12 protein-coding genes and 1 tRNA gene are annotated in these 13,896 nt (G+C 45.9%); 4 read left to right on the forward strand and 9 right to left on the reverse strand.

Features of this window, described 5'->3' with window-relative positions; all coding sequences use genetic code 11:
* Nucleotides 1-70 precede the first annotated feature (70 nt).
* Complete coding sequence (locus DFR28_RS01875) at nt 71-736, forward strand: hypothetical protein (protein ID WP_113952604.1); 666 nt, start codon at nt 71-73, stop codon at nt 734-736.
* Between the two features lie 12 nt (nt 737-748).
* On the opposite strand, the gene DFR28_RS01880 is transcribed toward DFR28_RS01875, so the two are convergent.
* The gene (locus tag DFR28_RS01880; RefSeq protein ID WP_113952605.1) at nt 749-1,315 is read right to left on the reverse strand and encodes a hypothetical protein; all 567 of its coding nucleotides are present in this window, start codon (nt 1,313-1,315) and stop codon (nt 749-751) included.
* 140 nt (nt 1,316-1,455) lie between these two features.
* Nucleotides 1,456-1,917: a hypothetical protein gene (locus DFR28_RS01885; protein ID WP_113952606.1), complete on the reverse strand. Its 462-nt coding sequence runs from the start codon at nt 1,915-1,917 to the stop codon at nt 1,456-1,458.
* 401 nt (nt 1,918-2,318) lie between these two features.
* Here DFR28_RS01885 and DFR28_RS01890 point away from each other — a divergent pair, with 401 nt between their 5' ends.
* From DFR28_RS01890 to DFR28_RS01900, 3 genes are all read left to right on the forward strand, one after another.
* A complete protein-coding gene (locus tag DFR28_RS01890) occupies nt 2,319-2,921 on the forward strand; it encodes a tyrosine-type recombinase/integrase (RefSeq protein WP_170131942.1) in 603 nt (200 codons plus the stop codon).
* Nucleotides 2,922-3,179: a hypothetical protein gene (locus tag DFR28_RS01895; RefSeq protein WP_113952608.1), complete on the forward strand. Its 258-nt coding sequence runs from the start codon at nt 2,922-2,924 to the stop codon at nt 3,177-3,179. It abuts the gene before it with no gap.
* Nucleotides 3,180-3,242: 63 nt separating this feature from the next.
* Entirely contained in the window at nt 3,243-3,584 is a 342-nt protein-coding gene (locus tag DFR28_RS01900) for a hypothetical protein (RefSeq protein WP_147250903.1), read from the forward strand.
* 10 nt (nt 3,585-3,594) lie between these two features.
* Here DFR28_RS01900 and DFR28_RS01905 read toward each other — a convergent pair whose 3' ends face one another.
* From DFR28_RS01905 to DFR28_RS01935, 7 genes are all read right to left on the reverse strand, one after another.
* Entirely contained in the window at nt 3,595-5,172 is a 1,578-nt protein-coding gene (locus DFR28_RS01905; protein WP_113952610.1) for a site-specific integrase, read from the reverse strand.
* An 88-nt stretch (nt 5,173-5,260) separates the two neighbouring features.
* Nucleotides 5,261-5,337, reverse strand: a tRNA-Met gene (locus DFR28_RS01910).
* 234 nt (nt 5,338-5,571) lie between these two features.
* Nucleotides 5,572-8,634: a pectinesterase family protein gene (locus DFR28_RS01915; protein WP_113952611.1), complete on the reverse strand. Its 3,063-nt coding sequence runs from the start codon at nt 8,632-8,634 to the stop codon at nt 5,572-5,574.
* 38 nt (nt 8,635-8,672) lie between these two features.
* The gene (locus DFR28_RS01920; protein ID WP_113952612.1) at nt 8,673-9,665 is read right to left on the reverse strand and encodes a sugar kinase; all 993 of its coding nucleotides are present in this window, start codon (nt 9,663-9,665) and stop codon (nt 8,673-8,675) included.
* Nucleotides 9,666-9,782: 117 nt separating this feature from the next.
* On the reverse strand, nt 9,783-10,574 hold the full coding sequence (locus tag DFR28_RS01925) for a gluconate 5-dehydrogenase (RefSeq protein WP_113952613.1): 792 nt from the start codon (nt 10,572-10,574) through the stop codon (nt 9,783-9,785).
* Nucleotide 10,575: 1 nt separating this feature from the next.
* Complete coding sequence (gene kduI, locus DFR28_RS01930; RefSeq protein WP_113952614.1) at nt 10,576-11,430, reverse strand: 5-dehydro-4-deoxy-D-glucuronate isomerase; 855 nt, start codon at nt 11,428-11,430, stop codon at nt 10,576-10,578.
* A gap of 5 nt (nt 11,431-11,435) precedes the next feature.
* Nucleotides 11,436-13,883: a glycoside hydrolase family 88 protein gene (locus DFR28_RS01935; protein ID WP_113952615.1), complete on the reverse strand. Its 2,448-nt coding sequence runs from the start codon at nt 13,881-13,883 to the stop codon at nt 11,436-11,438.
* Nucleotides 13,884-13,896: the final 13 nt, after the last annotated feature.

Raw genomic sequence — 13,896 nt, forward strand, 5'->3', positions numbered from 1 at the left:
TCCGTTTTTCTGGACTTATAAATACTCATATAACGATTAATCACAAACAACATTGAGTAGGAAACCAATAATGAAAACTAATCTTAATAACTCGTCCAATGAGCTCTCATCTCTAGAAGAATATCAACTACAAAAAATGAACTTTATGGGCATGAGACTGCGCTATTTTGAACAACTGCAACCAAGGCTAAAACGGTATATTTCGGCCGCTTGCGGAAAACCAAACGCCGACAAAATACATAGCTGGATCAGGTCAGAAAAACCAATCATACATCTTACTTTTTCAATTAATGGAATGGTCAGCAGTGCTGAATCAATATATATTTTGAACAGATTTTATGAACGACTTAACCAAAGCATCGGCCCAACAAAAGATGGATGCACTCGCTTATATGCTTTCTCGAGTGATTTACTACTAGATCAAAGTCTATCCAGAACCAATTTTTCTAGTTCTACTAATATTGAAGCCATTTTTTGCGACCCCGATTCTATTTTCACTAATCCTGAATTGATAAAATCGCTAATACGCGATGCTTTAATATGGGCTATTAATGAAATGAAAACATGGAAGGGCTTTGTAGATGACACTGAAATCATCAATTTAACAATAGCCGACATCCCCATGAATCAGGCTTTCAAAACTAGACACTTTGATTTACGTACGAGCGTAGAGTTTGATTGCATCGGATTTCCGAGTAACGGTGGCATCCGATTTAGCCGTGCTATAAGTGACTAAATCAAATTCATGCTACCTCTTGATTTTTTTGGCTTGTTCTTGGGTTAATTCACTTACTAACACCGCGCTTGCTTCATCGAATACCTTAAGCAACGTATACAAGTTTCGATGCTCCCGTTGAATCATTTCATCTTGTTTATCTAGCTCTATGATCAACGCCCTACAACTAGGATCCGATGCAGCATCAAAACCCATAAGCATGTGATGAATTAACCTGTTTCGTTCAGAAACCAAGAATGAAAACGCTGCTTTTTGTTGAGCTAAAGAGCTATCTTCATTGTCGATCTTGAAACTGAGGGACACCCATGGTTCGTCCCTTCCTTCAGGATACTTATGAATATCCTCGACGCTTCTATCAAAGGATTTGAAATACTCTTTAGCTAGCACTCCCATCGTTTTGTTTTCAATCGACATTTTACGCTGAACCAACGTCTCTGAAACTTTGCTCACGGGTGATTGAAAATTACTTGCACCGACAAATTGCTTCAACATGCCCTCGATCTTCTGAAAGTTCAGTACGTTTCTACCGATTTTCCTAAGTGCCAATTCTTTTAAATCATCCACATGAATAAAGGCCATCTAGCCCTACCTAGTATTCCATCAAAAATTTCATCAAGAAATATATGCCTACTGTTGCGACGAGCGAGTTCCAATTCATCTATAACAATAGTCAATCTATTTTATAAATGAATGATATTGGCCTGTAGAGATAATCACAACTACTCTGACTCCTTCCGGATACGTGCGATAAGGTCTCTATGCCTAAACAATACTGGTTTTATATCGTTATAGATTCTATGTGATGCCCCAATATTCTCTCCATCACTAATCGTGATCGTATCGTTCGAAGTTTTAACGGCCTTAGTTTTAGTGATATCTACACATTCATAAATGGCAGAGCTTCTTGAATTAACGCCACCGGTCCAATAATTAGCCTTCATCTTCGTGTCATGAGACAACTTCCTAAAATGTGTACAGCCCCTTGACGAAGACACTAGAGCGGCCTTTGCTTCTATCCATGTCAACATCATAGTACCGTCGAATATATAACCATCTTTAGAAAACACATCAAAGGTGTACGGAGAGGACGGGTCATCAATAACATTAAATTTCGGCGCAGTAGCACACCCAGACATGAAGCATAGAATAATAGCCAGTGCTGCTAATTTAGTGATTTTCATAAACTCTCCTGTTTGTATATTTTATAATTTAGAGATGTTTCAATAGCCTGTCCAATGATAGCTTTAGCTGAAAGCTTTGGTCTGCCATTTTGGGCTATGCCCTTACCACCATTGTACAGGTTTGCCGAATTATATGCAGACCCTACAAAAACCTGTTCAGCAGACGATCAAAAACGAATTTGACTGGTTAATTCCGATTGATCCTAACGAGGTATCTGCAACGGAAACCTAACACCAAGCCAAGGTGCGGCTCGGCAATTTCAATTATCGTACCAGTTATTCCACTCGGTATTTCTGAACCACCTACATTGAGTCTGTGTACAACACTATACATGTCTCAAAACAACCCTTTTGTGACATGTGTGGTATAATAAACCTTTATAGACAAAGGGCTTATGACTATGAATACCGCAGCAAAAAATGATCGTAATGTGACAAGTTTTACAAATCCATCTATTGATCGCTCAAAGGATAGGAATTTCATCACAGTAACTGAACTCGATTTATTATTAAAAGGCGCGTCCAAGACTCGTCATCCAATTCGAAACAAAGCAATATTACTTACTATGTTTTGGCACGGACTTCGCGTTACTGAGCTCTGCGAACTCAATCGAAATGATTTAGATGAAAAGAATGCTCGCTTGATTGTCAAACGACTAAAAAATAGCTTACCAACAACGCAGCCTATTCGCCCAGATGTTTTACGCAACTTGAAGAAGTATCTTAAGATACGTCAAAGCAATCAGAGATCACTATTTCTGAACGAGAGAAACGATCAGTTTGTGAGACGCGGAATTAACCACCTTTTAGAACAATGCTCAAAACTTGGCGGCTTACCCTTTCATGTTAATCCGCATATGCTTCGCCATGGATGCGGTTACGCTCTTGCTGAGTTAGGCCACGACACTCGATTGATACAAGACTACCTCGGTCATAAAAACATTCAGCACACCGTAATTTACACTCGCACATCAATTAAACGATTTGAGGCAATTTGGGACTAAATGGTAAATCTGAATTTTAATGCTGTTGCTTTTGAGCAAAAATTTCATCTGGGATATCTAGTGCGCTACATGGATACCATGGAGCTACAATTCAAGACTCTTTACAGCGAAACGAAAACCAAGGTTCATGAGGAGCTTAAGCAATCGGGCATAGATGAAAATAGTGAAGACTATCAACTAGAAATGTCTGTTATCGAACATCAGTTTGTTGATAAGTATCCTCAGATTTTCCGAGAACAAATGCTTGCCTCTATTTGAGGATTTATCGAGTCATCGGTATTTGATACCGCTGAATTTTTTAAAAGAAGGCTTGAACATAAATTGTCCCTAAAAGATACTCGCGCTAGAACACCTCAACAACAATGGAAGAAGTACTTCTCACATATTTTGAAGCTGAACTTGCAAATCGAAGCTAATCTTTCAGAGCGACTTAGTCGTATGCAAAAAGTACGCAACATTTTGGTTCACACTGGAGGACTGGAATATCAAATCAAAGAAGCAAATCGAGTCGAATTATTGAAAATAGTACCTTTAGAAGAAGGTTTAATCATCAGCGGATCAAATATTGAAATCGACCCCATTTATTTGAGAAACCAAACGGTGTCAGCTAAATCGGTCAATTCAATTTTGACAGATATGATGAAACACCCCGAACAATTCTAGCTCTAGTACTTCACTTAGGCCGCCATAATCTTATTCTAGAAAAATCAATCCCGTAATCCATAGCCTCTATCATTTCTGCTTTCTTAGCTAAACTCAAAGTATGCGTATATCCGCCCGTAATCGTAGTATGAGTATGCCCAACTAGCTCACCTATCCTAGACAATTCATAGCCTTGAGAATCCCACAGGTGCTGCACAGCGGTATGTCTAAAAGAATGAAAGACTTTCTTACTCTTCCCGATGTCTTCAATTCCGCATTTGCGCTTGTACGTATCTCGAAACCATCTACCTAACGCATGGTTGTGTTTTCCGTTTACTACCTTAATTTCTGGAAATAAGGCATTGCTACCTTGATTGATCACAGTCTCAACGTATCCAAGAAATCCTAGTTCAATCAACTTCGAATGTATTGGCACAACCCTTCTTGCGGCTGGTGTTTTAAGCTCCTTGTCTTCTTCTTCATTAATATCTATATACGTAACTACCCTGTGATCAATTTTTTCGTGCCGAATATCTGAAACCAGAAGTTGGCAAATTTCATTTGACCGTGCCCCAGTAAATAACGCTAACAGGGGGGCCCAATAATTGGATGCCTTTGTGTGCTTTCCCTTCAAGTACTCATCGCTATAAAATAACTTTTCTAGGTCACTTTTGTCGAAAGGTAGATATGGATTTTTTTCTTTAGTTGTAAATTCTTTCTCGATCGCCGTAGCAGAAATCGGATCGATATAACCCTTCTTGACGAACTCTTGTAAGAAGCTTCGAATAGTTCGCGCATACTCCTTCAGAGTATTTTTTGCCAAAGTATTATATGTGCCAAATTGTTGCTCAATAATCTGGTCAATACTCAGACCTTGATATCTTCCATTGTTTCTATTCGTAGGGATTTTTGGAAGAACCTCTACAAACTTCTCTACATCCCTATACGTTAACTCACATGATTGGCGGTCGCCCACATATTCGATAAATGTTTTCAAATAGCTTCTGTAAAGCTTAATCGTCCTCGGGTTAATTCCTTTTCGTTCCAATCTGGCTGAGTGCTTTTCAGCCAGATTACTTAGCAGTTCTGTTTGATTCGTGTTTTTTTGAATAGTCTCGTCATGCCTCTCACTACCCACCGCCATGTTAGTTTGGGCTCGATAGGCACTAAGATCAATTCCTTCAGACGAAACCCACTCCATAGCCACTCTTTCAGCTTCGGTCATTGACATCCAAAGATGCTCCCTCTCTAAAGCATCCCACTCAGCGATGGCATTATATCTTTCAGTAAAACTCAGAGCCGATCTAATCAACCCAGCCTCGTATAGCTCTTGATGCTGAGACTCTTCTTCAATTTGAAGAAATTCTTGATAGTCATTATTTGATTTGTCCGTTGAAGACTTGTCACCCATCATTAATTTCCTCTCAAGTGTGTTCCAATATCGACGAGCCAAATGGATTGCTTGACCTTTGTTTTTTGTCCTTAAAGATTTTCTAAATAAAGGCGGTTTTAAACCCAGTTTTGTCGCTTCAGATATAGAGATTCTTATCTGGAAATAATACACACCATGCTTAGTCTTAGTAATGTATGAACCTTGCCTGCGAGTCATAGTAACAGACCCCAGTAACAGACCATAGGAAATCTGTCGTCACCTAAAAGCGCAACCGTTGATTTTAAAAGGTTTTTTTGGTGTAAAGTGGTGGCTATGGGTGGACTTGAACCACCGACCCCAGCATTATGAATGCTGTGCTCTAACCAACTGAGCTACATAGCCATCTTTAACTTCTGCCGTCCTTTGGCGTTTTGAACATTTGTTTGGCCTGTTATTTGTTGGTCAAATACACGCTTATGTTCATTCTTAGCCAACAACCTGTAATGGTGTGTAGCTGAGAATTTAGAGGCGAGAAAATACACTTGCGCCGCCATTGAGTCAAGGCTTGATAACCGTTTTTGAGTGAAAATATTCAACTTTAGTTATTAATCAGGATTCGGTTAGCATTTGTAGTGTTTAAAGCGGCTTTATTGCGGTTTTTTTGGCTCGTAATATCTCTGCCGACGCGAGCAAGAATGCGCCTATGCCATGCGCATCGTCGGACACGCGATCGGTTGAAACATAATACTCAAACGTGCCGCTACGGTATGGCTCTCCACCTAGCCCGGCTGAGCGGCAGACGTCATTCACGTGCACTTTGCCTTGTTGGTCGGTGCTGATTATGTGGGTTAACAAGCCTTGGTACCCGCGATTAGCAACGTCGGTGTAGCTGGCATCGAGCAGACCAAGCCTTACGCCTTTAGCGATGGCGTATACAAACATTGATGAACCGGATGCCTCGAGCCAGTTGCCAGCTCGTTGGCCTTGATCCGGCACCTGATACCACATGCCACTTGCGTGCTGGTACGGTGTAATGGCTTGCGCCAAACGATTCAGTATGTCGCCAAGCTGTTTGCGCCCCGCGTGGTTATGCGGTAGGTGCTCTACGGTGTCTACTAAAGCCATGGCATACCAACCCATGGCTCTTGACCAAAAGCCCGGTGAACGACCCGTGACTGGGTCGGCCCACGGTTGTAAGCGACTCTCATCCCAAGCGTGATACAGCAAGCCAGTATCGGCATCGCGGGTTTGTTGTTCGATTTCAACAAACTGTTTAACAATGTCTTGATAAACAGGGTCTTGATAAACAGGGTCTTGATAAACAGGGTCTTGATAACTAACGTCTTGCTGAGCATTGTCATAAGAGCGATTCGGTTCACCGCCAAACTCTCGTTGATAATGCGCATAGAACGGCTGCGCCATATACAGGCCGTCCAACCAAATTTGCCAGGGGTATTTACGCTTATGCCAAAAGCCACCACTGCGGGTTCTGGGTTGCCACTTTAGCTGCAACATTAACTGATCCATGGCGTGCTTATAGCGCTCGTCACCACTTGTTTGATAAAGCTCAAATAAGATGTTGCCAGCATTCACTGAGTCAATATTAAACTCGCTCAGCTTGAGGCTGGTAATAGCGCCTTGTTCATCAATAAAGTGATCTGCGTAGGCTTTGATATAGTCGTTGTAATGCGTGTCGCCGGTTTGCTCAGCTAAGCGCTGCATGCCTAACAACACTAAACCATGCGTATAACTCCAAACGTATTCACCGTCGGATTTACGCATTAACCATGGCTCGGGGAATCGTTCTATATGCTGATTTGCTAGCGTTACGGCTGATATCTCTGGCTCAAATGCATTGCCCCCTTTAGCTGCCGGCGAAGTGCGCGCTTGTAGGGGCAATACGCTTACGTCATGCAAAGCCATGACGACTTTTAAATGTGCGAGCTTTTGCTCTGGGTCCCAATGGCCATCAAAAGTTTGCTTTGCACTAATGCTCGCAGCTGACTCGGAGATGTTATCGGCCAACCATGCATACGGCTCACCTTGCTTGTGCGAGCCATAAAAGTACGCGCGGTCGCCCCATAGATTTGGTCTATTCTTGGCTTGGTCTTCGTAGGTTACTCGAAAAATTGGCGTGTCAGATAAGTTGGCGGAATAGTGATTGTCGATCAGGTAAAACTGCGCGTCGTAATGGCGGCGCCCCAAAATGAAGTTTTGCACGCCATCAAATGTGGATCGTTTCACCACCAGTTTTTGCGACTCTTGGCGTTGGCCATCATGCCAAATCGCAGCGGCTCCACCTCGACTAAAAAACTGACTGTCGGTAATGTAGCTCCAACCACGCGGACACACAAAATCGGTGTAGCCTTCAAAATACCCGCGTCGGTGGTAATACATTCCGCTGTCTTTATTCCATAGACTGACAGTGTCTGCCCCACCAGTGATAAACGTGCTGTCTTCGGTGATGATGCGCGTGCCTTCTAGCAAGCGCAGCGCAAATTGGTGCGAGTGATCGCCGGTAATAAGGCCGTAATCGTTGACCACCCTGAGTTGCATAAAGGTTATGTCGTTGGCCTTAATATTAATGGTCGACGCGCCCCAATCATCAAAATGATCTTGCCGCCAATTGGCTCTTAATAAGCTGGTTCGTATGGTGGTTTTGTCACGCCCCTTGCCAACCAACGTTACATTGTCACGCGTCAGCATGAGTTGCTCTTCGAATACGCCTTCGCCAATCAAAATTATGGCTGGCGCTTGCGAGTCGTTTAACCGGCTCAGTGCGTCGCTGATGCGAGTTACGTCACCAGAACCGTCTTGCTCAACGCGTATAAATATCGTCGCTTGTTGTTTGGCGTCGTTGCTCAACGGAGCTGGCTCAGCAAACCCAGACAGCCTAGCGAACTGAGAGAGTTCGGCTAAATCGAGTGCCGCTAATTCGCGTGCGACTAATGCCGCAACTCGATACGCTCCGTATTCGGAGAAATGTGAATCGTCTACAGTTGGCTCGTCGTTCAAAGCGAATTGTAAATCGCTCTGGTCATCACTTTTTAAGCCACCGTTGCGCTGTAGGATTAAATTTTGTGTGTGTAAATCCTGCAAGTGTAAATACAAGCGTTTGCTGTCGGCCTCACCATAGTGCGACAACAATTCACGACTCTGAGTGTTCAGATCAATTAGGGCAATGTGGTGCTCCGCCGCAAGGTCGCGCACGGCTTGCGGGTAATCGCCATGTGTGGCGACAACCTGGCCATTGTCAAATCGACGTCGCGCCACTGAAGTAATCAACACGGGTGTGGCAGCATGCTCACGCGCTAACTCAACATAACGCATTAACAAGGATTTATAGTCAGTGCCCGCGTCAGCATACCGCTCTGGGCTGTCGATTTTTTGGTCGTTGTGGCCAAATTGAATAAGCAGTAAGTCGCCCGACCCAATGCTCGCGGCGAGCTCATCAAAGAAGCCTTCGTCAATATAGCTCTTAGCGCTGCGACCCGACTGAGCCAGATTAACGACATTGATATCAGTATAAAAATGGCTGAGCACTTGCCCCCATCCCATGCGCGGAAAGACCTCTAAACCGTATTCACTGGCGGTGCTGTCGCCGGCAATATAAATGGTTCTAGCAACGGCGTTAGTAGCGCTAAGCAACACACCAATGCAAAAGGTTATAACAACAAAAGCGCGGCTACTTAATCGCATAATTTTAGCTCGAGGTTTAGATATCTGTTGAAGGTGCGCTAGGCCTGATTTGCCGGCATGCCACTTCGCGGGATTATTGCTCCGCGATGCTGAATAACGGTTGAGGCCAGAGCATGACCGTGCTGGCACGCGTCTTTAGCACTTTTGCCGGCTAACCTTGCAGCGAGATAAGCGGCGTTAAATGAATCGCCCGCAGCCGTAGTGTCGACCGGTTTAACCGGCTTAGCTGGCACGTAGTCAGTGCCCTCTGGCGAACTGTACAAGCATGATTCACCGCCCATTTTAACCACGATTTCAGTAGACCCCAGAGCATGAACCGCGGCGACCAATTGCTCAGGACTGGTGTAATCAAACAAGCTCTGCTCGTCGTCAAACGTTGGCAATACAATGTAGGCTAGGCGATACAACTTTAGGTAGCTTGCGCGTGCGATACCCGGATGACTCCACAAACTTGGCCGGTAATTGCCATCGAACACAATGCGGCCGCCGGAGTCACGATATTCTGCCAAGAAGGTGAGCAATCGTTGTTGCGAGGCGTCAGGCAGAATGGCCAGGCTGATGCCAGACAAGTAAAGGTATTGAAAGTCACGAAGGGCGTCGAACACCGCGTCAGCTCGACTCGGCTCTTCAAACATTAAGCTGGCCGGTGACTGTTTGCGCCAGTAGTAAAATGAGCGCTCACCATCGTCGGCAAGGCTGATCATGTAGAGGCCGGGGACCGAGTTTCGGAATTGCATTACGTTCATGCAGTTTACGTTCTCACTGGTCCATTCTGAGATGAGCCAATCACTCATTGGGTCGTCGCCGAGCGCGGTAAAATACGACACCTCACAACCTAAGCGAGCTAGGTAAACAGCGGTGTTTAAAGTGTCACCACCGAAGCCCATGTTCATTGGCCGTGAGCTGATGGTCTGGCTCAGGGCTGTTTGTTCGCTCAGGGCTGTTTTTTCGCTCAGGGCTGTTTCTTGACCTACCGGCGCTTGCCTGAGTTCGAGCATGCATTCGCCTAACACTGCGATACGTTCTTTCATTGTTAAATTCTTGATCTAAGTAGTCTTTGCTGAGTTCCGCACGAAGTGCTTGGCGTAATATTTGCGGCCTTAGCCATGACACCGCGACATAACGCGGCGATGGGTAGCACTCAAAGGCTACTCGTTCGCCGGTTTACCAATGGTGGCCAAAATACCGCCATCCACATAGACTACTTGCCCAGTTACGAAGTCACTTGCTGGAGCACTCAAGAACACTGCAGCGCCTTTTAGGTCATTGGGGTCTCCCCACTTGCCGGCTGGTGTGCGCTGAATGATAAATTCATTCATCGGATTGCCATCGACCCGGATTGGCGCAGTTTGGCTGGTTGCGAAATAACCAGGGCCAATTCCATTAACTTGCACATTGCTAGCCGCCCATTCTGTCGCCATGTTTTTGGTTAGCATTTTCAAGCCACCTTTAGCGGCCGCATACGCGCCCACTGAGTTACGGCCAAGCTCCGACATCATTGAACAGATATTGATGACTTTACCGCCGCCGCGACGAATCATTGATGCCACAACCGGTTTGGTCATAACAAATACGCCGGTTAGATCAGTGCGTATTACTTGCTCAAAATCGGCCACTGACATATCTAATAACGGTACCCGCTTAATGATTCCCGCGTTGTTAACTAAGATATCGATGGGGCCGACTTCTTGCTCAATTTTAGCAACGGCGTCTGCCACCGCGTCTTCATTGGTTACATCGAATCGGTAGCCGTGGGCGGTGATGCCATTTTGCTGATAAGTAGCAACAGCTTCCGCGATTTTCTCGTCACTGGAAAAGCCATTTACAATCAATGTGGCACCGGCTTCACCAAGCCCCATTGCCATAGCCATGCCTAGGCCGTGAGTTGACCCAGTCACTAGCGCTACTTTGCCGCTTAGATCAAATAATGGATTACTCACGTTAGTCTCCTGATGACGCAAAATCAGCGGGGGTAAGTTTGTCCATGTCGTCGTAGTCTAGGTTCTCACCAGCCATGCCCCAGATAAACGTGTAATTAGACGTTCCGGCACCCGAGTGAATAGACCATGTTGGTGAAATGACCGCTTGTTCATTGGCCACCCAAATATGGCGAGTCTCGTGTCGCGGCCCCATAAAATGGCATACGGCTTGTTCTTCAGGCACTTCAAAATAGAAATAGGTTTCCATGCGTCGACCATGGGTATGCGCCGGCATGGTGTTCCACACACTGCCGGGCTTAAGCTCGGTCATGCCCATTTGCAGCTGGCAGGTCTCGACCACACCACTCACCAATAGCTTATTAATAACTCGATGATTGGAAGTCTCTAAGGAACCTAGCTCAAGTTTAATGGCGTCGTCCAAACCAACCTTTTTTACTGGGTAGCTGTGGTGTGCGGTCGCCGAATTCAAATAAAACTTAGCAGGCTGTGTCGGGTCGTCACTCGCAAAGGTGACCTCTTTAACGCCAGCGCCAATGTACAAGGCTTCTTTGTAGGCCATTGCATAGGTTTCACCGTCTACGGTGATGGAGCCAGCGCCACCAACATTAATAGCGCCCAGTTCACGCCGATCAAGAAAATGGTCAGCCTTGAGTGGATTCACCGCATCGAGGTTTAGCGCGCTGCTGGTTGGGCAGGCACCGCCCACAATAAAGCGATCAATTTGCGTGTAAACCAAATTTATTTCACCTTCAACAAACAAGCCGTCTACGTGAAAATTTTCACGTAGGCGCTCCATGTTGTAGTGCTCGTAGTCTGCCGGATGTACGGCATATCGTTCTTCGTAATGTGTTGTCATAACCGTTACTCTGTTGAATTCAATAGTTTCGAAATTTGAACGCTAGCCATGATGGCCGGAGCCAATCCTTTTGGGTCATTCGAGACCAGCCGTTCACTCATATAATAGTGATAGCTGCCGTCTCGCCCATAGCCCAAGCCAGCGACTTCACAAATGTTATTCAAATGATACGTGCCGTCAGCGTGAATCGACACGAACTCATTTACCAAGCCCTCATATGCGTCTAGCGTGGCACTTCGATAGGTGTCCGGCAAATAGCCTTGATCAATCGCTTTGGCTAGGAAATAGGTGAACATTGCCGTGCCTGACGCTTCTAAATAATTGCCCGTCGCGTCTGGCATATCCATGATTTGATACCACACACCGGATTCGTCTTGAGTTTCTAGCAAGCTGCTGGCGAGCTCAGGGATAATGTCCAACAAAGGTTGGCGAAGCTCCGTTTTATCGGCAGGAATAACATCAAGAATATCCACCAAAGCCATCGCATACCAGCCTAAACCTCGTGACCAAACATAGCGTGAACGACCCGTTTCAGGATCAGCCCAAACTTGCTGTTTGGCCTCGTCCCAAGCATGAAAGTACAAACCGGTGTCGGGGTCTCTGAGGTGTGATCGTGCAATTACAAACTCGTTTACCGACTCCTGGACCTTGTGCTCATCGCCTTGCATTAAGCCCACACCGGCCAGAAAAGGCATGCCCATATACACGCCGTCTAACCATAACTGATGCGGGTAGCGTAGTTTATGCCACAGCGCGCCTTCGGAGGTACGCGGATGGTCTTCCAACGAAGCGGCTAAGGCATCAATCGCCTTACGGTAGCGGGGATCATTCGAGCGCTGATACAAGCGCTGGATCATCTTACCGCCGTTAATGTCGTCAATATTGTGCTTGCTTGGATCGTAGCCTTTGATGGCTTCTTTGGGATCAAGATAACTGTCCATGATCCGCACACCGTAGTCGCTAAACTGCGCATCGCCGGTCAGCTGCGACACGTCGTCTAAGGCCTGCATCAATAAGCCGGTGGTGTAAGTCCATTGTGTTCCACGCTCACGGATATCGTCGAACTGGCCATATATTAAACTGTCGCCTCGGCGTGCGACCTCTGACTTGGACAAGCCAGTCGCAATTTCGGCCGGCGTTTGTTTAGCTAAGACTTTGGACGCAGCGGTTTGTAATCGAATACGTGGCGCTAAGGTTCGACGCTCAACTTCATTGTGTAAATAGGTTTCCAGTTCCTGTTTGGTTTGCACGCCACCAGGCTGCCCTGACCACAAGGCTCCAAATGCATATTGAACGTAGGTGCCACGCGGCTGCAATACCACCACATAACTATTTTCATCTTGGGTTTGCTCAATAAAATCACGTTTTTTGAACAGCAGCACCATCGCTAAATTATCGTCAAACAAAGACTGCTTACCGAAGCTGGCGACGTAACTCCAGGCTTCACCGGTAATGTCTAAATCGCCAGTTAACAGCTCAGTGCCTTGGTGCGCTACCAGCCCAATTGCGAGATTGCTCAACGGCTCCGAGGTGCGCAGTTCAACATCGACCATTGGGCTACCCGCCTGCATGGCAAGACTGGCCGTTAGGTCAACCACATTGGAGCCGGTGTCCCAACCTTGGTAGTCAATATCAAGCGCCGAATACAGCGGACCATTAACCTTGATAGCGGTAGAACGTTGTTTGACCTTAGACACCAACTCAACTTTTTCGCCAGTCCAATAGCCATAGCCACCGGCACCGAGGCTCGAACCAACTTTAAGAATGTCGGCGCCCCAGTCTGACATTTCGTGATAACTCGCGTAGCCGTCTTGCCCCACGTCTTGTAATACTAGGTCTGAGGTTTTCTTACCGAAAATATCGAAACCGTTGCGCCAATCTAAATAAATTCGATACCCGACTTGATCGCTTTCAATACCAGGACCTTCATAGCGAATGTATTCACTGTGATCGGTGTATTGCGACGGTGGCGTGACCTGTGACACGTTTTTAAAGGTGCCCCCCACATAAACTTTGTCTTGCCATTCACCGCCGTCTTTAATCGAAACTTCAGCTTGAGTCCGCGCTGTTATCTGTTGCTTACTAACGTGATTATTAATGACGTATTGATTCGTTTGCTTTGCATCGAGGCTGGCTAAGAACGCCAATTGATCGGCTACACCGTCGGCGTCGCTGTCAATTAGCTGAGTGGGAACGGCTTGATCGCCGAGCCAAACCTGTAGTGCCTGCGAGGACGTGCCCAACTCATTCAGACTAAACCTAATCAGACTGTCTGGCCGCGCAAAATCAGATGGGTTGGCAACATCCACGCGCGCGACTTCGTCAACTTTTAGCGTGTGAGACTTAACTTCGTTAACTTTAGCCGACTCAGCGTGACCATCAGCTTGCGCGAGTCCGGTAGAACCAGCACCGAGAATCGCTGCAATAAGGGAGCTTAATAACGTTGTTTTCATGTTGGTATCCGTA

This window comes from Arenicella xantha, from assembly GCF_003315245.1.
GTDB classification, from domain to species: domain Bacteria; phylum Pseudomonadota; class Gammaproteobacteria; order Arenicellales; family Arenicellaceae; genus Arenicella; species Arenicella xantha.

Excerpts from the sequence above, each read along its gene's own strand:
- DFR28_RS01875 (WP_113952604.1), top strand. The coding sequence starts at position 71 with ATGAAAACTAATCTTAATAACTCGTCCAATGAGCTCTCATCTCTAGAA.
- DFR28_RS01880 (WP_113952605.1), bottom strand. The coding sequence starts at position 1,315 with ATGGCCTTTATTCATGTGGATGATTTAAAAGAATTGGCACTTAGGAAA.
- DFR28_RS01885 (WP_113952606.1), bottom strand. The coding sequence starts at position 1,917 with ATGAAAATCACTAAATTAGCAGCACTGGCTATTATTCTATGCTTCATG.
- DFR28_RS01890 (WP_170131942.1), top strand. The coding sequence starts at position 2,319 with ATGAATACCGCAGCAAAAAATGATCGTAATGTGACAAGTTTTACAAAT.
- DFR28_RS01895 (WP_113952608.1), top strand. The coding sequence starts at position 2,922 with ATGGTAAATCTGAATTTTAATGCTGTTGCTTTTGAGCAAAAATTTCAT.
- DFR28_RS01905 (WP_113952610.1), bottom strand. The coding sequence starts at position 5,172 with ATGACTCGCAGGCAAGGTTCATACATTACTAAGACTAAGCATGGTGTG.
- DFR28_RS01915 (WP_113952611.1), bottom strand. The coding sequence starts at position 8,634 with ATGCGATTAAGTAGCCGCGCTTTTGTTGTTATAACCTTTTGCATTGGT.
- DFR28_RS01920 (WP_113952612.1), bottom strand. The coding sequence starts at position 9,665 with ATGAAAGAACGTATCGCAGTGTTAGGCGAATGCATGCTCGAACTCAGG.
- kduI (WP_113952614.1), bottom strand. The coding sequence starts at position 11,430 with ATGACAACACATTACGAAGAACGATATGCCGTACATCCGGCAGACTAC.
- DFR28_RS01935 (WP_113952615.1), bottom strand. The coding sequence starts at position 13,883 with ATGAAAACAACGTTATTAAGCTCCCTTATTGCAGCGATTCTCGGTGCT.